The sequence below is a fragment of the Streptococcus sp. Marseille-Q3604 genome (assembly GCF_916619785.1).
In the GTDB taxonomy this organism is placed as follows: Bacteria; Bacillota; Bacilli; order Lactobacillales; family Streptococcaceae; genus Streptococcus.
Genome location: NZ_CAKAKM010000001.1, coordinates 160,608 through 183,045, shown reverse-complemented (window position 1 = coordinate 183,045; position 22,438 = coordinate 160,608). Strand labels below are relative to the sequence as shown.

11 protein-coding genes are annotated in these 22,438 nt (G+C 41.8%); all 11 read right to left on the bottom strand.

Annotated elements, in window-relative coordinates; translation table 11 throughout:
- Nucleotides 1-47 precede the first annotated feature (47 nt).
- Nucleotides 48-491, bottom strand: a complete 444-nt coding sequence (locus LG375_RS00780) for a flavodoxin (RefSeq protein WP_002883520.1) — start codon at nucleotides 489-491, stop codon at nucleotides 48-50.
- A gap of 367 nt (nucleotides 492-858) precedes the next feature.
- The gene (locus LG375_RS00775) at nucleotides 859-1,230 is read right to left on the bottom strand and encodes a hypothetical protein (protein WP_225745079.1); all 372 of its coding nucleotides are present in this window, start codon (nucleotides 1,228-1,230) and stop codon (nucleotides 859-861) included.
- 11 nt (nucleotides 1,231-1,241) lie between these two features.
- Nucleotides 1,242-1,961 carry a matrixin family metalloprotease gene (locus tag LG375_RS00770; RefSeq protein WP_048790574.1) on the bottom strand — a complete coding sequence of 240 codons (720 nt, stop codon included), beginning with the start codon at nucleotides 1,959-1,961 and terminating at the stop codon, nucleotides 1,242-1,244.
- Nucleotides 1,962-2,080: 119 nt separating this feature from the next.
- Nucleotides 2,081-2,863, bottom strand: coding sequence for an alpha/beta hydrolase (locus LG375_RS00765; RefSeq protein ID WP_037611699.1), 783 nt, complete (start codon nucleotides 2,861-2,863; stop codon nucleotides 2,081-2,083).
- A 134-nt stretch (nucleotides 2,864-2,997) separates the two neighbouring features.
- Complete coding sequence (locus tag LG375_RS00760; RefSeq protein WP_225745078.1) at nucleotides 2,998-4,659, bottom strand: ribonuclease J; 1,662 nt, start codon at nucleotides 4,657-4,659, stop codon at nucleotides 2,998-3,000.
- A gap of 179 nt (nucleotides 4,660-4,838) precedes the next feature.
- Entirely contained in the window at nucleotides 4,839-5,597 is a 759-nt protein-coding gene (locus LG375_RS00755) for an ABC transporter ATP-binding protein (RefSeq protein ID WP_225745077.1), read from the bottom strand.
- Nucleotides 5,594-6,463, bottom strand: coding sequence for an ABC transporter permease (locus tag LG375_RS00750; RefSeq protein ID WP_002883493.1), 870 nt, complete (start codon nucleotides 6,461-6,463; stop codon nucleotides 5,594-5,596). Before LG375_RS00750 ends, LG375_RS00755 begins: the two co-directional genes overlap by 4 nt.
- A 9-nt stretch (nucleotides 6,464-6,472) precedes the next feature.
- Nucleotides 6,473-7,474: a tryptophan ABC transporter substrate-binding protein gene (trpX, locus tag LG375_RS00745; RefSeq protein ID WP_002890797.1), complete on the bottom strand. Its 1,002-nt coding sequence runs from the start codon at nucleotides 7,472-7,474 to the stop codon at nucleotides 6,473-6,475.
- Between the two features lie 135 nt (nucleotides 7,475-7,609).
- The gene (locus LG375_RS00740) at nucleotides 7,610-7,831 is read right to left on the bottom strand and encodes a DUF4649 family protein (RefSeq protein ID WP_037600156.1); all 222 of its coding nucleotides are present in this window, start codon (nucleotides 7,829-7,831) and stop codon (nucleotides 7,610-7,612) included.
- A gap of 185 nt (nucleotides 7,832-8,016) precedes the next feature.
- Nucleotides 8,017-20,136, bottom strand: coding sequence for a GEVED domain-containing protein (locus LG375_RS00735; protein ID WP_225745076.1), 12,120 nt, complete (start codon nucleotides 20,134-20,136; stop codon nucleotides 8,017-8,019).
- 748 nt (nucleotides 20,137-20,884) lie between these two features.
- Nucleotides 20,885-22,387: a pyruvate kinase gene (gene pyk / locus LG375_RS00730; RefSeq protein ID WP_225745075.1), complete on the bottom strand. Its 1,503-nt coding sequence runs from the start codon at nucleotides 22,385-22,387 to the stop codon at nucleotides 20,885-20,887.
- Nucleotides 22,388-22,438 lie beyond the last annotated feature (51 nt).

Sequence of the window (22,438 nt, the reverse complement as noted above, 5' to 3'; positions counted from 1 at the left end):
ACTCCATTTTTAACTACAATAAAAGCAGACTTTACTCTGCTTTTTTCTTATGCTAATGCTTCTGAAACTTTTTCAGCGAAAGCTTCAAGATTTTCGATATCTTCATCTTCAGCAGAAAGGTCAACCTTGACGCTATCAGCACCTTTAGTCGCCCCTGTGAATGTGAATTGATTTTCAAACTCATCCACTGAATGACAGAAATAATCGTAGAAGGTATCTCCTGAACCTACAACACCAAAGATTTTACCTGACAAGTCGAGGTCAGCCAAATCTTCGTAAAAGTCAACGATTTCATCTGGCAACTCACCATCACCATAAGTGTAAGTCGCTACGATACAGATGTCCGCATCTTCAAAATCAGCGGCATCAACCGTTGTACACTCGTCTACATCTACAGTGTGACCCAATTCTTCCAATTTTTTGGCAACGATATCTGCGATTTCTTCCGTGTTACCGGTCATACTGGCATAAACGATTTTTGCTAAAGCCATAATGTCCTCCAAAATAATAAATTAGCTATATTATATCATATTTTTTCAGAAAATAAATGACCTAACAACTCAAAAAAACTGCCCATCAGGACAGTTTTAGATTCTTTTTACAAGTGACTTGGCGTCTAAACATATAGAACTTTCTGTAGATGAAATGAGATAGTCCCTTTAATAATTTCAGAGCGAGCTATAGTCAAGACTTTTCGCTGTGAGAAAAGTGCCTAAAGTTAAATAACTTTAGGCACTCGGAAGTTTTGAGACACTAGGCTCAAAACTTAGCTATGGAATTCCGAAGGAAGTCGCTAGCGTCCGTACTCGCCTAAGAAAAGTCTAAAAAGAAGAATTCATTTCAATTTAAAACTGCCCATCAGGACAGTTTTAGATTTTGTAAGAGTTCAAAGTGTCGATAGACTAGCCATAAGCCAAGACCAACTATCAGAATGAGAATCACTGCTCTCATGAGACCTCTCAGAAAAGTCAAGAACCAAGTAAGAAGCATAGAGGCGATTAGCCAACTCCAACCAGAGGCCCCGTATAGGGTTTGAATACTCTGTATGGAATGACTGGTCAGCGTTTTTACCCAATTGGGAATATAAAACCAAATGCCATCACCTGATAGGCCCAAACGATTGGCAATCATGGTTCCTGTTGTTTGCAACCAAGTAAAGACCCCAGCATTGAAAAGAAAAAGGAAGGTTTGCATGGGGTAACGTCTAGCAAGGCGTTTCAAATAGCGCATGACACCCCTCCCTAATTTGCATAGAGAGCATGGACCGTATCAATATCCACCTGTTGAATCCCGTAATAAGATCCTGCTGATTGCATAACGGATGTCTTAGAGTCATCATGGTCTAAGCCAATGGCATGTCCCAATTCGTGTTCAGCCGTATTCACAATACGCTTGTGAGTATAACCAAAATCACTATTCAAGAGGAAATAACGGTTCAACTTCACATCTACATGAGTGATGCGATTGGTCAAAACATTGGTTTGAGTGTCTGCTAAACCTGCTGCCTGTGAATTCGCATCAGAATAGTCTGTCGCAACAATGTCAGCTGTTGAGGCATCATCAGTTAAAGTAAAGATGAAAGCACCCGTGTTATTCCAGCTAGTAATAGCTTCCTTATAAGCTGCTACCAAGGTTTCATCTGTAGATTGTATATAGATGCTAGCTGTATTTTGCGCCCATCTAGCTCCATTAGACTCTGGAATGGTATCAGTCGTTGATAGGTTAGAGACAACTTTCTCAACGTCACTAGTACTGGTACCACTAAAACCTAGCTCTACTTGATGAAAGGCTTGGTTAATGTTTGTGGCTAAGGTACTTGAAGAGTTATTGGCATAGTAGACGAGTCCATAAGCAATAAGGGCTAGGACTAGGGCAAGTTTAAATATAGCCCAAATAAGATTCCAAATAAATTGTAAAAGAAGTTTGGGAATATAGAAGATTACTCTGAATAATTTTTTCATTATTGAGCCTCCTTTTCGAAACTTCCCCTAGTATATCAAGCTCTAATAGTTCTGACAAGCAAAAAATATCACTTTAAGATTTTATCATCTCTTTGATAAGATGTTACAAAATTGACCTATTAAGACAAGCGTTCTTCTTTAACGTAATCAATAGGTAACCATTCTAAGTAGGCTTCTAGTTGTTTTTCCCAATAATACCACTCATGTCTTCCATGGTCTGTACGGTAGTCAATGTCTAAACCAAGGGCCTTCAAATCAGCAACTGCCTTATCTTGAGAATCAAAAAGGAAATCCTCAAGGCCACACCAGGCAAAGAATTTGGTTTTCTTGTCATGTTGTTTGGCTAGGTTAACCAATTTGTGCTGCTCAATGTCTTTTCCTTCCAAATCGCCAAAGACACCTTGCCAGTATTCCTTAGACTCACTCGTTTCATCTGTAATCATCTCTACTGATAATCCAAGGGCACCAGAGAAGGAACCCGCACAAGCAAAGTTATTTGTCGTTAAGGCTAGTTTGAAAGAACCATAGCCACCCATAGAAAGTCCAGCGATAAAGGTCTTTTCACGCTTCTTAGTCATACTAGGGAAGAAACGTTGCATGACTTGAGGAAGCTCCTTAGCAATGGCATCGTAATACTTAACCCCGTAATTGGTATTTGTATACCAGCCATTTTCAGAGTTAGGCATAATAACAATGAGATTAGTCTTACGAAGGAGACGCTGAATATTGGTACGGAAGGCCCAAGAATTATGATTGCCCCCCATGCCATGAAGGAGATAGAGAACTGGGATGTCCGTATCACTTTCCGTTTCAGCAATCTGATCACGATCTGGATAGATGACATCCACTTGGCGGTATTGTCCTAGAACATCTGATGAGTATTCAATTTGAAAAAAAGCCATTTGTATTTTCCTTTCTTAATGTTAGAAAAGCTGGGACACCCCAGCTTTTGATTTTAGAACAAAGTCTTCTTGAGACTTTTCTCAATGTCTATGGTGCAAGCGACACGCTCACACTCTTATGTGTTAGTCAGTTATTAGCGCACTTCCATAACTACTGGAAGGATAGCAGGACGGCGTTTGGTTTGGTCAAAGAGGAACTTAGCTACATCGTCTCGAACGGCACCTTTAAGTTCACCCCAGTCGAAGCTGTCTCCTGCCAAGTAATTTTCAACGGTAGCATTGACAATGTCAGCAGCCTCACGGAGAATGTCACGGCTCTTCTTCACATAAACAAACCCACGTGTATTCACACGCGCTTTAGAGACAATCTTACGTTCCTTCTTGTTCACAGTAATAGCTACGATAAAGATACCATCTTCAGACAAGACCTTGCGGTCACGAAGGACGATATTACCCACATCACCAATGGCATTACCGTCGATCATCACATCACCAGCTGGAACAGCTCCTTCATGAAGGAAACCTTGATCTTCAGACAAGTGCATGATATCACCGCGTTTAACGATATAAATATTTTCTGGAAGAATACCAACATCCAAGGCTAACTCTGCATGGGCTTGAAGGTCACGGTACTCACCTTGGACAGGGAAGAGATACTGTGGACGAAGGAGATTAATCATCAATTGAAGTTCACGAGCATTGGCATGTCCAGATACACGAAGGCTCTGCGTAATCATCTTAACAGTTCCACCAGCCTTATAGATAGCGTTGTTGACACGTGCCACTACAGCTTCTTTAGCAATGCTTGGAGTTGTTACGATATAAACCAGATCTCCATCCTTAATTTGAACGTAACGGTGACGACCAACAGCCATCTTTTGGAGACCATCGATTGGTTCACCCATACGACCATTTTCAAGGATAATCAACTCGTGGTCTTCAAATTTGTTCATGTCTTTTGGTTTGACAATAAGTTTTTCATGCTCCACAGTCAATTTTTTGAGACGGATGGCTGTGCGGACAATATTTTCAACGTCAAAACCAGTAAGAACAACGCGACGTCCGTGATCAGCAGCTGAATCGAAGACTTGTTGAATACGTACCAAGTTTGAGGCAACTGCAGCAACAATAACACGTCCTTCTGCGTCGGCAATGACTTGGTCAATTTCTTGACCAACTTCTGCTTCCGAAGCTGTTTGTTCAGTACTTGTCGCATTTGCTGAATCTGACAAGAGGGCTAAAACACCTTCACGGCCGATTTCAGCCAAACGACCTAAATCAGTTTTGTAGTAAGGACGGGCAGCCTGGTCAAATTTGAAGTCACCAGTATAAACAATGTTGCCTTGGTCAGTTCCAAGAACAATCCCCATTGATTCTGGAATAGAGTGCGTTGTTTTGAAGAATGAAACTTCAGCATTCTCAAATTCAATTTCAGTTTCTGCGTCAATAACATGGAAATTATTGAATTTCTTAACGCCAGCATTCTTCACAAAAAGCTTAGCCAACTCAATTGTGAGTGATGATCCAAAAACTGGTGCTTTGACTTCTTGCAAGATATAAGGTAGGGCACCAATGGCATCGGCATGTCCATGCGTCAAGAAAATCCCTTCGATACGATCTCTATTTTCAATCAAGTAATCTAAGTTAGGAATGACAAAGTCAACACCTAGTTGTTCATTTTCAGGATACTTTAGACCAGCATCCAAGATAAAGATAGAGTCGTTAATCTCAACAATATAGAGGTTCTTAGCATTTTCACGTACTCCACCTAGGGCAATAATTTTAATATCGCTCATGCTTGTTTTTCTCCTTTTTAGTTTGACTCTCTTCTAGAGCCTATTTTTACAGACGGTCCAAGAAGCTGAACGTTCGTGCGAACAGCCTCCTTGTCGATTTACAGGCCACAACAAAAAGTTGCATACTCTTTAAGTATACAACTTTTTAGCTTATTTTACAATTTAGAGTCAGACGAGAGTTACTCAAACATAGCGTAATAGTCTGTGATATCTAATTGACCTTTTTCTTCCTTGGTAAGGTCTTTAATGATTTGACCATCCTTCATAACGATAAGACGATTTCCGTATTTAAGGGCATCTTCCATATGGTGAGTAATCATCAAGGCTGTCAAGTGGTCGCCCGTCACAAACTCATCGGTCAACTCCATGAGAGCCACACTTGTCTTAGGATCCAAGGCTGCGGTATGTTCGTCTAAGAGCAAGAGCTCAGGACGTTTAAGTGTCGCCATCAAAAGACTGAGTGCTTGACGCTGACCCCCTGAGAGGAGACCTGCTGGTGTATCTAAGTGTTTTTCTAAACCATTACTGATACGTTCAATCAGACCTTGAAATTCCTCTGTGTAGAGATGAATTTGGCGTGATTTAAGACCTCGTTTTTCGCCACGGTATTTGGCAATCAAAAGATTTTCTGCAACCGTCATACGAGGTGCTGTTCCCATTTTAGGATCTTGGAAGACCCGTGAGAGGTACTTGGCACGTTTCTCAGCAGGCAGAGCCGTAACATCCTCACCCATGATAAAAACATGACCACTGGTCAACATGAGGGTCCCTGCAATGACATTGAAGAGGGTTGATTTTCCAGCACCATTTCCACCAAGAATGGTAATAAAATCACCTTCTCTAATGGTAAGATTGACATGGTCCAGGATGGTTTTTTCGGTATCAAAACCATTATTAACCTTAACAGTCGCATCTTTAAGTTCTACAATAGCTGTCATCGTGATAAGGTCACCCCCTTAAAGAATTTTCGGCGTAGGACAGGCGAGATCAAGCAAATGGCCAGAACAATCGCACTAAAGAGTTTGAGGTAGTTCGTGTTAAAGCCAAGAGCGATAACTGCTGTCAAAAGGAACTGATAGAGGATTGAACCAATACAGATGGCAATCAAACGTTCCAACAGAGTCAAGTTAGTCGCATAGAGGACCTCACCAATGATGATGCTGGCAAGACCAATGACGATAACACCAATACCTTTAGAAACATCGGCATAACCGTCCTGTTGGCTAATCAAGGCTCCTGAGAGGGCAATGATACCGTTTGAGATAACAAGACCCATCACTTCCATATTGTCTGTGTTGATACCAAAAGATTTGGCCATGTCTCTATTATCACCTGTGGCAATATATGCTTGTCCTAGGCGCGTGTTAAGAAAGGCAATCAAGGCAGTGATAACAATGGTTACAGCAATGAGACCAACAATCAAGAGGTTGTAGTCCTTGCTGAAAGGAAGTAAATCTTGAATAGTCTTAATATCAAGAAGTCCTAGGTTGGCCCTTCCCATAATCATAAGCATGACTGAGTTAAGAGAAGTCATGACCAAAATCCCTGCCAAAATAGTAGGAATTTCTCCCTTAGTATAGAGGAGACCAGTCACAAGTCCAGCACCACAGCCGGCCAAAACAGCAACCAAGGTTGCTAAAATTGGGTTCCAACCAAAGTTCATAAGAGTTACTGCTACTGCCCCACCAAGAGGAAAGGAACCTTCTGTTGTCAAATCAGGAAAATCCAAAATACGGAAAGTCATGTAAATCCCAAGACCTAGGATTCCGTATAGAAGCCCCTGATAAATAGATGAAATAATCATAAGTCCTCCTTATTTATCAGCTTTAACAGCGATGTCTGACTGTTTAAGCACATCGTCAGGGATGGTGATGTTGAGGTCTTGAGCAACTTTAAGGTTGAGCGTTGGAGTACCATCATCAATAACATCAACTGGGACATCCTTAACTTTCTTACCTTTAAGAACCTTAACAGCACTACGAGCTGTGGCTTTTCCAAGTTCATATTGGCTTTGAGCAACTGAGGCCAAACCGCCCTCTTTCACCATAGTATCGACAGTCGTATAAACTGGAATCTTAGCTTGGTTGGCTGATGAGATTACTGTTGAAAAGGCTGAGGCAATAGTATTATCTTGAGGCGTCCAGATAGCATCTACCTTACCAGTCATGACTGACATAGTTGTATTGATTTCATTGGTTGATGGTACGGCATACTCGACCACATTTAGACCATCTTTTTCAGCAAATTTCTTAAAGCTTTCAACCTGTGATTTGGAATTATCCTCGCTTGAAGCGTAGAGAATACCAATTGTCTTAGCATTTGGTGTCAATGATTTGACCAATTCCACTGTCTGCTTAATCGGCACTTGGTTAGAGGTACCAGTGACATTGCCTTCTGGATGCTTGAGGTCCTTAACCAATTTGGCCCCAACAGGGTCTGAGATAGCTCCCATAATGACTGGAATGTTCTTGGTAGCTGCCGCTAGTCCTTGTGCTGCTGGCGTTGCAATACCGATAACGACATCATTCTTGTCATTGACCAATTGTTTAGACATGGTTTGAATTTTAGACTGGTCTCCTTCGGCATTTAGGAGGGTGATTTTAACCTTGTCTCCCTTATAACCAGCTTCCTTAAGACCATCCTCAATTCCCTTCTCGATTTGATCCAGGGCATCGTGAGTCACGAACTGGAGGATTCCTACTTTGACGACCTTATTAGCATCTTGGTGCTCTTTTTTGAAAAGATCTGTACCAATAGAACCGAGCGTCAAGATAGCTAAGAAAACCAAAGTCCAAATTAAACGCTTGTTTTTCATATGTGTCTCCTTCTATAAATTCTTCCTTTCTATTGTAAGTCATTTTCAGTCAATTAGCAATATTCTTAATTTATAAAAATTACCTTTCTCAAAGAAAAAGAATCAGAACACGATGTCTGATTCTTTTTCCTATTATTACTGATATTGTGTCAAGTCTAGCTTCATAATATAAAAGTAAAGGTCGCCATATTGTCCTTTGTAGCCAATATCATGTCCGTTTATCGTCACCTTAGTGACTGGCGTTGAATCCGGTAAGGCAATCCAACAAGCTTGCTGTGCTCTGACAAATTCATTGTAATCTTCAAAAGAAGTATGTTTTTCTTGCTTTGCAGTATTTAAATAAGTTACTTCAATCATCGAGGGACCTCCTTTTAATCCTTTAATTAAATTCTAGATTACGCTTCCTAGAGAGTAAAGTCAATCATGACGTCTTAAAAAAACTAGCAGGCTAGTCCATACAAATAGACCCCATGGCAAATGCCATGAGGTCTATTTTAATTGGAATCTGGATTCTTAAGGTCCTATCCGACCGTTAAATCATCTTAACGTTTGCGTCGTTTTGCGCCATAGAGTCCAAATCCAGCTAGAAGACTTGCCAAACCAAAGATTGCAAGGTTTGAATCCTCACTACCAGTTTCTGGAAGTTGAGCTGTCTTATCACTTGGATTGATAAAGTGAGCTTCTTCTTTTGTTTCTGGAAGTACTGGAGCCTTAGGCTCTTCTGTTTGTGGAGCTGGCTGTGGCTCTGGTGTCGGAGTTGTATCCGGCACTGGTGTTGGAGTCACAATTTGTTTGTAGATGTGTTGAGTATTACCATTTTCATCTACAACTGTCTTCACAAATTCATAACCTGGGATATCTTTCTTAGGTTGTTGGCCATTTTCGCTTGGATAACCAGGGATAGGAGTACCATTTTCATCAACGTATGACGTCGTCACTTGCTCGTAGACATGTTCGATATCACCATTAGGTAATTTCTTAGTTTCTACGAAGCGGTAACCTGGAATTTCAGCTTTTGGCTGTTCACCATCAACTGTAGGATATCCTGGGATTTCCTTACCTTTTTTATCAACAAACTTAGTGATTGGAAGGACAGTTGGTGTGTAGGTAGCTGAAGCCTTAGTTCCGTTAACATCTTCACGAACCACTGTGACTGCTGGGGCAGTACCTGTAAATTCAGTTTCTGGTGTGAATGTTACAGTGCCATCTGCAGCTACTGTGTAAGTTCCGACACCTGCAATAGTCTTAGTTGTTGAGCCATCCTCAAAGGTAGCTGGTACTTGGTTATTCATTGGTACACGGCTATCGCCTTCAGTGAAGCTTGGCTTACCTGTTTGCGTTTGACCTTTATTACCAATTGAAGTAACGGATTCTGCAGTTGGTGTTACTGGTGTTACGGTTGGCGTGTAAGTTGCTGTAATGGCTGTACCGTTCTTATCAACACGTTTCACGGTCACACCTGTACCTGTTCCTGTGAATGCTTTTTCTGGGACGAAGGTTACAGTTCCGTCTGGAGCAACTGTGTAAGTTCCTTCACCTGGAATAACTTTAGTTGTTGAGCCGTCTTCAAAGGTAGCAGGTACATCATCATCCATTGGGACACTTGGGTTACCAGGCGTGAAGCTTGGTTTACCTGTTTGTGTTTGACCTTGGATATCTGTAGATGTTGCTGGTTCCGCTGTTGGAGTAACTGGAGTTACTGTTGGCGTGTAGGTTGCAGAGGCTTTGGTTCCGTTCTTATCCTCACGAACCACTGTTACAGCTGGTGCAGTTCCTACGAATGATTTTTCTGGAACAAAGGTTACGGTTCCGTCTGCTGCTACTGTGTATGTACCAACACCATCAACAGTCTTAGTCGTTGAACCATCATCAAATGTTGCTGGAACATCGTCATTCATTGGTACACGGCTGTCACCTTCGGTGAAGGTTGGCTTACCGGTTTGAGTTGCACCTTGAATATCTGTTGATGTTGCTGGTTCCGCTGTTGGAGTAACAGGAGTTACTGTTGGGGTGTAAGTTGCAGAAGCTTTGGTTCCGTTCTTATCTTCACGAACCACTGTTACAGCTGGTGCAGTTCCTACGAATGATTTTTCTGGAACAAAGGTTACGGTTCCGTCTGCTACTACTGTGTATGTACCAACACCATCAACAGTCTTAGTCGTTGAACCATCTTCAAATGTTGCTGGAACATCATCGTTCATTGGTACACGGCTATCACCTTCGGTGAAGGTTGGTTTACCGGTTTGAGTTGCACCTTGGATATCTGTTGATTCAGTTGGTGTCGCTGTTGGAGTTACTGGTGTCACAGTTGGTGTGTACTTCGCTGTGATTTCAGTTCCGTTCTTATCCACACGTTTCACGGTTACGCCTGTAGCAGTTCCAGTAAATGATTTTTCTGGTACGAAAGTTACTGTACCATCTGGAGAAACGGTGTAAGTTCCTTCACCATCTACTGTCTTAGTGGTTGAACCATCTTCGAAGGTAGCTGGAGTATCTTCATCGATTGGAACATTAGGATCCCCTTCTGTGAAGATTGGTTTACCAGATTGTGTTTGGCCTTGGATATCTGTTGATGTAGCATCTTCAGAAGTTGGAACGACTGGAGTAATTTTAGGTGTGTAAGTTGTTTCTACAGTTGTTCCATTAGTATCCGCAGCTTGAACTTTCACTGGAACAACATCACCTGAATAAGATTTGTCTGTTGGTGTGAAGGTTACAACACCTGTCTCTTTATCAACGGTGAAGGTACCAATAATATTGCCTGCTGGTGATTTCGCAAACACTGCCGCTGCTGGTTGGCCATTTTCATCAAGAAGTGTAATGGTATCCTTATCGATTGGTGCAACTGGGTCACCTTCGGTGAAGGTCACAGTTCCAGTTTGAACCACACCTTGAGGTGCTTCTGATTCAGCTGGAGTTGCTGTTGGAGTTACTGGAGTCACAGTTGGTGTGTAAGTCGCAGAAGCTTTGGTTCCGTTCTTGTCTTCACGAACAACTGTTACTGCTGGTGCAGTTCCAACAAATGATTTCTCTGGAACAAAAGTTACAGTTCCGTCTGCTGCTACTGTGTAAGTACCAACTCCATCAACTGTCTTGGTAGTTGAACCATCTTCAAATGTTGCTGGAACATCGTCATTCATTGGTACACGACTGTCACCTTCAGTAAATTCAGGCTTACCTGTTTGGGTTTGACCTTGTTTACCTGTTGATGTTGTATCTTCCGCAGTAGGAGTTACTGGTGTTACTGTTGGCGTGTACTTAGCTGTAGCTGGTGTACCATTCTTATCTACACGTTTAACGGTTACACCTGTACCTTCTCCTGTGAATGATTTTTCTGGAACAAATGTTACGGTTCCGTCTGGAGCAACTGTGTAAATACCTTCTCCTGGAATAACTTTAGTTGTTGAGCCATCTTCAAAGGTTGCTGGTACATCATCATCCATTGGGATTGCAGGGTTACCAGGTGTGAAGCTTGGTGTACCTGTTTGAGTTTGACCTTGGATGTCTGTAGATGTTGCAGGATCAGCAGTTGGGACAACTGGAGTGATCTTCGGTGTGTAAGTTGTTTCTACAGCTGTACCATTTGTATCTTTACCTTGAACCTTGACTGGAACAACATCACCTGAGTAAGATTTATCCGTTGGGGTGAAGGTCACAACACCTGTTTCTTTATCAACGGTGAAGGTACCGATCACGTCACCTGCTGGTGATTTCGCTTCTACTGATGCTGCTGGTTGACCATTTTCATCAAGAAGAGTAATGGTATCCTTATCAATTGATGCAACTGGGTCACCTTCAGTGAAGGTTACTGTTCCAGTTTGAACCACGCCTTGAGGACCAGTTGATTCTGCTGGTGTAGCAGTTGGTGTCACCGGTGTTACTGTTGGTGTGTAAGTCGCTGAAGCCTTAGTTCCGTTCATATCTTCACGAACAACTGTTACTGCTGGTGCAGTTCCAACAAATGATTTCTCTGGAACAAAAGTTACAGTTCCGTCTGCTGCTACTGTGTAAGTACCAACTCCATCAACTGTCTTGGTAGTTGAACCATCTTCAAATGTTGCTGGAACATCGTCATTCATCGGTACACGACTGTCACCTTCAGTAAATTCAGGCTTACCTGTTTGGGTTTGACCTTGTTTACCTGTTGTTTCAACTGGTGTCGCTGTCGGTGTTACAGGAGTTACTGTTGGTGTGTACTTCGCTGTGATTTCAGTACCGTTCTTATCCACGCGTTTCACTGTTACGCCTGTAGCAGTTCCAGTAAATGATTTTTCTGGCACGAAGGTTACTGTTCCATCTGGTGCAACTGTGTAAGTTCCTTCTCCTGGAATGGTCTTCGTAGTTGAACCATCTTCAAAGGTTGCTGGAACATCATCATCCATTGGGATTGCAGGGTTACCAGGTGTGAAGCTTGGTGTACCTGTTTGTGTTTTACCTTGGATATCTGTAGATGTTGCAGGTTCAGCAGTTGGGACAACTGGAGTGATCTTCGGTGTGTAAGTTGTTTCAGCAACTGTTCCGTTTGTATCTTTACCTTGAACCTTAACTGGAACCACATCACCTGAGTAAGATTTATCAGTTGGTGTGAAGGTTACAACACCTGTTTCTTTATCAACTGTGAAAGTACCAATTTCTTTACCTTCTGGTGATTTAGCAACTACAGATTCTGCTGGCTGACCATTTTCATCAAGAAGAGTAATGGTATCCTTATCGATTGGTGCAACTGGGTCACCTTCGGTGAAGGTCACAGTTCCAGTTTGAACCACACCTTGAGGTGCTTCTGATTCAGCTGGAGTTGCTGTTGGGGTTACTGGAGTCACAGTTGGTGTGTACTTAGCAGTAACTGGAGTACCGTTCTTATCGACACGTTTAACCGTTACGCCTGTACCTTCTCCAGTGAATGATTTTTCTGGAACAAATGTTACGGTTCCGTCTGGAGCAACTGTGTAAGTTCCTTCACCAGGAACGGTCTTCGTAGTTGAGCCATCTTCAAATGTTGCAGGTGTATCATCATCCATTGGAACATTTGGATTACCTGGTGTGAAGGTTGGTGTACCTGTTTGCGTTTGACCTTGTTTGTCAGTAGATGTTGTATCTTCTGCAGTTGGTGTAACTGGTGTTACGGTTGGTGTATAAGTTGCAGAAGCTTTGGTTCCGTTCTTATCTTCACGAACCACTGTTACAGCTGGTGCAGTACCGACGAATGATTTTTCTGGTACGAAGGTTACTGTTCCATCTGCTGCTACTGTGTAAGTACCAACACCGTCTACAGTCTTAGTCGTAGAGCCATCGTCAAATGTTGCTGGAACATCATCGTTCATTGGCACACGGCTATCGCCTTCTGTAAATACTGGCTTACCTGTTTGTGTAGCACCTTGGATATCTGTAGTTTCAACTGGTGTTGCAGTTGGAGTTACTGGAGTTACTGTTGGTGTATACTTCGCTGTAATTTCAGTACCGTTCTTATCCACGCGTTTCACTGTTACGCCTGTAGCAGTTCCAGTGAATGATTTTTCAGGAACGAAGGTTACTGTTCCATCTGGAGCAACTGTGTAAGTTCCTTCACCATCGACAGTCTTCGTAGTTGAGCCATCTTCGAAGGTAGCTGGAGTATCTTCATCGATTGGAACATTTGGATTTCCTTCGGTGAAGGTTGGTTTACCTGTTTGAGTGGCACCTTGGATATCTGTCGTTGTTGCATCTTCAGAAGTTGGAACGACTGGAGTAATCTTAGGTGTGTAAGTTGTTTCTACTGTTGTACCATTTGTATCAGCTGCTTGAACCTTAACTGGGACAACATCACCTGAATAAGATTTATCCGTTGGTGTGAAAGTAACCACACCTGTTTCTTTATCAACGGTGAAGGTACCAATTACATCACCTGCTGGTGATTTCGCTTCTACTGATGCTGCTGGCTGACCATTTTCATCAAGAAGGGTAATTGAATCCTTGTTAATTGGTGCGACTTCATCACCTTCAGTAAAGGTAACTGTTCCAGTTTGAACAAGACCTTGAGGGCCAGTTGATTCTGCTGGTGTAGCAGTTGGAGTTACTGGAGTCACAGTTGGTGTGTAAGTTGCAGAAGCTTTGGTTCCGTTCTTATCTTCACGAACAACCGTTACGGCCGGCGCTTTACCTGTGAATGATTTCTCAGGAACAAAGGTTACTGTTCCGTCAGCTGCTACTGTGTATGTACCAACTCCATCAACAGTCTTGGTAGTTGAACCATCTTCAAATGTTGCTGGAACATCGTCATTCATTGGTACACGACTATCACCTTCAGTAAATTCAGGCTTACCTGTTTGCGTTTGACCTTGTTTACCTGTTGTTTCAATTGGTGTCGCTGTCGGTGTTACAGGAGTTACTGTTGGTGTGTACTTAGCTGTGATTTCAGTTCCGTTCTTATCCACACGTTTCACTGTTACACCTGAAGCAGTTCCAGTAAATGATTTTTCTGGGACGAAAGTTACTGTACCATCTGGAGAAACGGTGTAAGTTCCTTCACCATCTACTGTCTTCGTAGTTGATCCATCTTCAAAGGTCGCTGGTGTATCTTCATCAATTGGAACATTTGGATCACCTTCAGTAAAGGTTGGTTTACCTGTTTGAGTGGCACCTTGGATATCTGTCGATGTTGCAGGTTCAGCAGTTGGGACAACTGGAGTGATCTTCGGTGTGTAAGTTGTTTCTACTGTTGTACCATTTGTATCAGCTGCTTGAACCTTAACTGGAACCACATCACCTGAGTAAGATTTTTCAGTTGGTGTGAAGGTTACAACACCTGTTTCTTTATCAACTGTGAAAGTACCAATTTCTTTACCTTCTGGTGATTTAGCAACTACAGATTCTGCTGGCTGAGCATTTTCATCAAGGAGAGTAATGGTATCCTTATCAATTGGTGCAACTGGGTCACCTTCAGTAAAGGTAACTGTTCCAGTTTGAACCAAACCTTGAGGTCCCGTAGATTCAGCTGGTGTTGCTGTTGGAGTTACTGGAGTCACAGTTGGTGTGTAAGTCGCAGAAGCTTTGGTTCCGTTCTTGTCTTCACGAACCACTGTCACTGCTGGTGCTGTTCCAGTAAATGATTTCTCTGGAACAAAAGTTACAGTTCCGTCTGCTGCTACTGTGTAGGTACCAACGCCATCAACTGTCTTGGTAGTTGAACCATCGTCGAAAGTAGCTGGAATGTCATCGTTCATTGGCACACGGCTGTCGCCTTTAGTAAATTCAGGCTTACCTGTTTGAGTTTGACCTTGTTTACCTGTTGATGTTGTATCTTCTGCTGTTGGTGTAACTGGTGTTACTGTTGGGGTGTAAGTCGCAGAGGCTTTGGTTCCGTTCTTGTCTTCACGAACAACCGTTACAGCCGGTGCAGTTCCGACAAATGATTTCTCAGGAACAAATGTCACCGTACCGTCGGCTGCTACTGTGTAAGTACCAACGCCGTCAACTGTCTTAGTCGTTGAACCATCGTCAAATGTCGCTGGAACATCTTCATTGATAGCTACTGTTTTCTCAACACCATCAACGGTTACTGTTCCACCCTTGAATTCAGGTTTACCAGTTTGAGTAGCACCTTGGATATCTTTTGTTTCAGCTGGAGTTGCTGTTGGGGTTACTGGAACGATTTCAGGCGTGTAAGTTGTGTCCACCTTGATACCGTTTGAGCTTTCAGCTTGAACCTTGGCCGGTGTTACTACACCTGTGTATGATTTATCAGTCGGTGTGAAAGTGACTTGACCAGTAGCTGAATCGATAGAGTAAGTACCGATTTCAGTTGTACCATCAGCAGCATAAGCTGGTGTGCTTGAAACTTCGTTACCTTCTTTATCCAAAAGCGTGTAGCTATTATCTTTGATCGTAATAGCTTTATCTTCACCATTCACTTGAACAGTTGTTCCTGCGAAGGTTGGTGTGCCTGTTTGAGTCGCACCTTGGATATCTTTTGAAGTTGCAGGGTTTGCAGTTGGAACTGCTGGCACAACAGTTGGTGTGTAGGTCGCATCTGAAGTAATGGTTGCAGTCTTACCATTAGCATTTGTAATCGTAGCAGTTGCCTGAACAGTTACTCCTTTTGCAGTACCAACAAAGTCTTTTTCTGGCGTAAATGTTACTGCTCCAGTCGTTGGGTCGATAGTATAGCTACCTTCACCTGCTACTGTCACTGTTGTTTCGTCAGTTGGTTGACCAGTTGCTGGATCCACCAATTTCTTGCTAGTGATTTCAGCAGTCTTGTCGTTACTCAAATCAAAGGTTGGTGTTTGGGTTTGAGGAACGTTTTGAATATCCGCAGAAACCTTGTCTGTAGGAGTCACTGTAATTGGTGTTACTGATGGTGTGTAAGTCGCTGAAGCTTTTGTTCCGTTCTTGTCTTCACGAACGACTGTAACCGCTGGTGCTGTTCCTGTAAAACTTGGTTCTGGAACAAATGTAACAGTACCGTCGGCTGCTACTGTGTAGGTACCAACGCCATCAACTGACTTGGTAGTTGAGCCATCATCAAATGTTGCTGGAACGTCATCGTTCATTGGCACACGGCTATCGCCTTCAGTAAATACAGGTTTACCAGTTTGTGTCGCACCTTGGATATCTGTTGTTTCAACTGGTGTTGCAGTTGGAGTTACTGGAGTCACAGTTGGTGTATAAGTTGCAGAGGCTTTGGTTCCGTTCTTGTCTTCACGAACAACCGTAACAGCCGGTGCAGTTCCGACAAATGATTTCTCAGGAACAAATGTCACCGTACCGTCGGCTGCTACTGTGTAAGTACCAACGCCGTCAACTGTCTTAGTCGTTGAACCATCGTCAAATGTCGCTGGAACATCTTCATTGATTTCAACAGTCTTCTCAACGCCATCAACCGTTACAGTTCCACCCTTGAATTCAGGTTTACCAGTTTGTGTCGCACCTTGAATATCAGTTGTTTCAGCTGGTGTTGCTGTTGGGGTTACTGGAACGATTTCTGGTGTGTAAGTTGTATCCACCTTGATACCGTTTGAGCTTTCAGCTTGAACCTTGGCCGGTGTTACTACACCTGTGTATGATTTATCAGTCGGTGTGAAAGTGACTTGACCAGTAGCTGAATCAATTGAGTAAGTACCAATTTCAGTTGTACCATCAGCGGCATAAGCTGGTGTACTTGTCACTTCATTACCATCATTATCCAAAAGCGTGTAGCTATTATCTTTGATCGTAATAGCTTTATCTTCACCATTCACTTGAACAGTTGTTCCTGCAAAAGTTGGTGTCCCTGTTTGCGTTGCACCTTGGATATCTTTAGATGTAGCTGGTTGAGCTGTTGGAACAGCAGCTACAACTGTTGGTGTGTAGGTTGCATCTGAAGTAATGGTTGCAGTCTTACCATTAGCATTTGTAATCGTAGCAGTTGCCTGAACAGTTACTCCTTTTGCAGTACCAACAAAGTCTTTTTCTGGCGTAAATGTTACTGCTCCAGTCGTTGGGTCGATAGTATAGCTACCTTCTCCTGCTACTGTTACTGTTGTTTCATCAGTAGGCTGACCAGTTGCTGGATCTACCAATTTCTTGCTTGTGATTTCAGCAGTCTTATCATTACTCAAATCAAAGGTTGGTGTTTGGGTTTGAGGAACGTTTTGAACATCCGCAGAAACCTTGTCTGTAGGAGTCACTGTGATTGGTGTGACAGTTGGAGTGTACTTAGCTGTTGCAGTCTTGATGTAGTCCTGTTGGATCTTACCATCTTTGTTTCGACCAACTGGCGCTGACAATGTAACATCCACACCTTTGGCTGTACCAGTAAAGCTTGGATCTGGAATGAAGGTTACTTCACCCGTTGAAGGATTAATGGTGTAAGTTCCTTCCCCTTCAACTGTTACAGATGGCGCATCAGTAGTGAGACCTGTGGCAGGATCCACCAACTTAGCAGGATATTCTGCACTTGGAGTGATTGCAATCTTGTCACCATTTGAGTTAGTCTCAGTTGTGTTAAAGGTCGGAGTTTCTTTTTGAGTCGCCCCTTGAACATCAGTCGAAGTTTTGTCAACTCCTTCGATTTCAATTGGAGTGACTGTTGGAACGTATTGACCATCCATGGTATTCAACTGACCATTAATGTTTGGTTCTTGATCTGGGAATTTTGTTGACCAACCAGTATCATAACCGTTGTTATCTGAACGACGGATAGAAATACCATCAGCTGTTCCAAGGAAGTTATCTTCAGGAATAAATTCAACGTCTACATCTTTACCGTTGGCAGTAATCTTATACTTACCTTGTCCTGGAACGACATAGTAACCGTCCGCATCAAGAGTTGCACGGTTGCCATCTTTATCAACGATGTATGGTTCTACCGTTTCGTCAATAACGGCACTAGAATTAAGCTCATACTTGTGTTCTCCACGTGCTGTAAAGGTTACAGTTGCAGTTTGCTTCGCCCCTTGAAGACCACTTGTTTCCTTGAATTCCCCTTTTGGTGGGTGCGTAATTTGAGTTCTGAAGTCTTCCACTTCCCCTGAGAAGGCCATACCAGTTGGGCTCTCAATCTCGGTAGCCTTCTTGGCAATACGAACACGAGCACCTAGTTCTTTAACGCTAGGGTCGATATAAGTCTTGCTATTTGCAAAGGTCAACTCAACGGTGCCGTCATTTGTGATTCTTGCAAGATTAGAGCGTTCATCTTCATCAAAGGTACCATTTTGGTTAAAGTCTATCCAACCGTAGATATAAGCTTCTGAAGCTCCATCTGTATGGGCTTCTATTGACAGCTTGTAGTTACCTGGGCGTGTACGATCCATCTTGATCATCTCATTGGTTGAACCTTTAAGCTCATCTGGAAGCAATTGGTCAATTCCTTCATCGGCCGTAGTTGCCTTATCATCACCGAACCAGTCAAGAACAGTATTCTCATCCATATCTGGGCTCACATTACCAATATATGGTTGATTTACTTTAGCACCAGTTATACCATCTACAGTTGCAATGGTATGCATAGCTTTTCCGTATGACTCAGGAGCGTCCCCTTCATCAATTGGGAAGAATCCTAGCATTGCTGACTGTTTACCACCTGAAGCGACATAAAGTCCAACTTCAGAGGCACCACGCGTCATAACGATTGGAACAGTATAATTACCTTCAGAAATGTTTGGTCCAAAGATACCGGTTCCTAGACCACCTGTAACTTGGTCAGGATTTCCAAAATACTTCCAAGCTACTGGTTTCTTTTCTGGTCCAACTTGAGTAGATCTACGAAGTTGGTTTAAGTTGGTATTATTAAATTTAGGATTAGGTCCAAAAAGATTTTCAGTATCTTGTGGTGAATATGTTACAGAAGTACTTGGTCTGGTAAACTTTTTCCATTCTCCAATATGCTGCCAACCTTCTCCATTGGTAGTAAACATAACTAATTCACCTGGGTTAGCAGACTCCCCATCAGCCATAACAATAGCTGGCTTAACTGTCTTACCACGGAAGGTTGCAGAGATTTCAAACTGAACTCCAATATTTCCACCATTCAAAGCTGAACTTATGGTAGTCTTCTTGGTTTTCGTATCAATATTCTCAAATCTGATTTCAGTCCAATTATTTTGGGCATCAGCGACGATTTTGGCCTCTTCACCATTGTTAAAAGCTTGCTTAGCAGCATTTGAAGTGACTCCACTTACATAACCATTTTTTGCATTTGGATCATAGGTTGCTTTTTCAGCTTCTGTAGCCCCTTGATTTTCCATCCGTTTCTTATAGATTTCAGTCGCTTGGAAAGGTTTCAAAGATTTGACTTTTACAGTAACTACATAACCAGGCATGATTTCCTTGGTATAGGTAGACCCAACTTGAAGAGCCAATTTTTCTTCTAAGTTCTCAGTTGGTTTAACTTCACTTTTAGGAACTAATACTGTAGTAGTTCCTGTCCAGTTAGCTACATCTCCAAAGTCCAACCATGAGATTTGGCTAGCCATTGATTTGGCATCAACATTTGTAGTAAAGCCTGGTTTTTCAACTTTTGGAGTTGAGGTTGCGTCTTCTACATCATCACCAATCAAGTTTGGATCATTGGCATCACCAAGGGCACGACGTGTACGACGGCGACCAGAAGTTTCTGCTGTTACAACAGGTTGCACTACAGCAGACGCTTCGGCACCACTTGAAAGAGCATTCGTTGTAGAAGCTTCTGCTTGAACGTCCACACCTTGTGCTTCAGATGCTGTTTCTGAAGCAGGTGTCTCAGATGATGCTGATGTAACAGAGGCTGTCGTTGAAACTCCCCTAGTATTGCCTACACTTGTAGAGCCAGCAACACTAGTGGTAGATGCTGCAGTAGTTGCTGACGTTGACGAAGCTGCTTGAGATGTTGTCTCACTAGAAGCTTGTGTTGTAGACGTTTCAGAAGTAGCTGCGCTAGCATTTGAAACGGTTTGAGACTGACTATTAGTCTCAGTACTAGATAAAATATTTGCGACTTCCGTCGAAGCTTGAGCAGCAACAGCATTCTGAGAAGATGTCTCATCACTCACTGTAGAAGTAGTGCTAGCTACATCTCCTGCTTGGACTTGGTTAGCTGTTTCATCGGCAGATACTTGACTAGCAGTACCAACCATAACCAGAGTTCCAAGAAGAACGGAGCAAACCCCTACATTCAGCTTACGAATCGAAAATCGACTTATTCGATCATTAAATAAATCTTTACCCACTTTGGTAATCCTCCACACTTATACTATTAAGTATCTCACCCCTCAATGAGATTAAAAGTATTTAAAAATACTAATCGTTAAATATTTTAACAAAATTCCTAATATTTGTGAAAAGAAATGCTCTTATTTTCAAATTTTTTATAAGGTTCACTTAAAAATAATCATGTAAACAATAGAATGATTATAGATATCACTATTTTTATAAACGTTTCAATTAATATTTTATATTTATTTACTTTTAGAATTGTCAGTAAAAAGAAACTTATGATTTCATTTTTTTCAAAAATCGATTTTCAGAATTAATAATTCATTAGAACTTTTAAATTAGTAAGTCATTATTGAAATAAAAATGGTTGGTTATCAACTCAGTCCTTCTAAAAAATATAGCTTATAACCATCTTAACTATAGTTTAGAAGCCTATTTAACGACATTTTTTATCCTGTTGTTTTCAAGAAAAGCAAAATTTCTTTGAAAAGATAATTTCCCTCTTCGCTAAATACCTTCTAAGTCATATGACACTTAGAACTAAATCTGTTGAAAATACAAACCAAATCAGCCATCTTGCTTTAAACCATTCGGAATAAGTATGATATTCTTCACTTTTTCACTTGTTATTATTATCCAATTGATTTACCTACCTACGCAAAAAGCTCTATAATCTCTTCAATAGTTTAACCTACTAAATCGATTATAGAGCCAAAAAAAGAAGATCCTAAAGACCTTCTTTCAATTTAAGTTCTACTTAAATTATTTTACTGTGCGGATACGCATAGTGTTTGTACCACCTGTACCTACTGGAACACCAGCAACGATAACAATGTTATCACCAGATTCTACAAGACCTGATTCCAATGCAACTTTTTCAGCAACATCAAACATATCATCAGTTGAGCTTGGTTTTTCAGTAACTACTGGAATAACACCCCAGTTAAGCATCAATGATTTTTGAGTAATTTCATCGAATGTTACAGCCAAGATATCAGCTTCTGGACGGTATTTAGAAATCAAACGAGCAGTGTTACCTGATTCAGTAAGAGCAACAACAAGTTTGATATCCATTGAGTTAGTAGCATCTTTAACTGCAGACGCAACTACTTCAGTCTTAGTTGAACGGTCAAATGTTGATGAATCAAGACGACCATACTCTTTAAGAAGAGTTTGAGCGTTTTTATCAATTGTAGCCATTGTACGAACTGATTCAACTGGGTATTTACCATTTGCAGATTCACCAGAAAGCATTGTAGCATCTGTACCATCGATAACTGCGTTGAATACGTCAGATACTTCAGAACGAGTTGCACGTGGTTTTTCTGTCATTGTTTCAAGCATGTTAGTAGCTGTAACAACAACTTTACCAGCAGCGTTTACTTTTGTGATGATCATTTTTTGGTAAACTGGAACCATTTCGAATGGTACTTCGATACCCATGTCACCACGAGCAATCATAATACCGTCAGCAGCTTCGATGATTTCATCAATGTTATCGATACCTTGTTGGTTTTCGATTTTAGCCAACAATTGAACGTGACCATTACCAGTTTCTTTACAGATAGCACGAACTTCTTGTACATCTTTTGCAGTACGTACGAATGAGATAGCGATAAAGTTAAGACCTTGTTCAAGACCAAAACGGATATCAGCGTTATCACGTTCAGCAAGTGCTGGGAAAGGAATTTTAGTGTAAGGGATGTTTACACCTTTTTGTTTAGCGATGATACCATCATTTTCAACATCAACGATGAATTCACGTTTTTCAGCATCTTTGTCTACAACACGAAGACCAAGTTTACCATCATCGACAAGAACTTGTTTACCAACTTCTACATCGTCAAAAACGTCAAGTGCACCTGCAACGTTCAAAGCGATAACGTCGCGAGTTGATTTGATACCTTGTTTAGTAGCAACACGAATTTGTTCACCAGTTTTGTATGCATACTCTTTAGCATCACCTTCGAACAATTCAGTACGGATTTCAGGTCCTTTTGTATCAAGAAGGAAACCTACTTTTTGACCAGCAAGGTCTTCTGCCATACGAACGACATCCATACGTTCACCTTGTTCAGCGTGGTCACCATGTGAGAAGTTGAAACGGAAAACGTTGGCACCTTCCTTGATCAATTGAGCAATGTTTTTAGCAGATGCTTCACGGTCAAGTTTTTCACCCCAGTAACCATCTTCACCAAATTTTTTGCCGCCACGGATTTCAACCGCAGGACCAAGTGTTGCAACGATTTTTACACGTTTATTCATGATAAATAAAACTCCCTTATATTTTTTGTCGCATTAGCGACGGATTAACAA

Coding starts and splice junctions, on each gene's coding strand:
- LG375_RS00775 (WP_225745079.1), bottom strand. CDS start 1,230: ATGCGCTATTTGAAACGCCTTGCTAGACGTTACCCCATGCAAACCTTC.
- LG375_RS00755 (WP_225745077.1), bottom strand. CDS start 5,597: ATGACAGCTATTGTAGAACTTAAAGATGCGACTGTTAAGGTTAATAAT.
- LG375_RS00750 (WP_002883493.1), bottom strand. CDS start 6,463: ATGATTATTTCATCTATTTATCAGGGGCTTCTATACGGAATCCTAGGT.
- pyk (WP_225745075.1), bottom strand. CDS start 22,387: ATGAATAAACGTGTAAAAATCGTTGCAACACTTGGTCCTGCGGTTGAA.
- LG375_RS00765 (WP_037611699.1), bottom strand. CDS start 2,863: ATGGCTTTTTTTCAAATTGAATACTCATCAGATGTTCTAGGACAATAC.
- LG375_RS00770 (WP_048790574.1), bottom strand. CDS start 1,961: ATGAAAAAATTATTCAGAGTAATCTTCTATATTCCCAAACTTCTTTTA.
- LG375_RS00780 (WP_002883520.1), bottom strand. CDS start 491: ATGGCTTTAGCAAAAATCGTTTATGCCAGTATGACCGGTAACACGGAA.
- LG375_RS00740 (WP_037600156.1), bottom strand. CDS start 7,831: ATGATTGAAGTAACTTATTTAAATACTGCAAAGCAAGAAAAACATACT.
- trpX (WP_002890797.1), bottom strand. CDS start 7,474: ATGAAAAACAAGCGTTTAATTTGGACTTTGGTTTTCTTAGCTATCTTG.
- LG375_RS00760 (WP_225745078.1), bottom strand. CDS start 4,659: ATGAGCGATATTAAAATTATTGCCCTAGGTGGAGTACGTGAAAATGCT.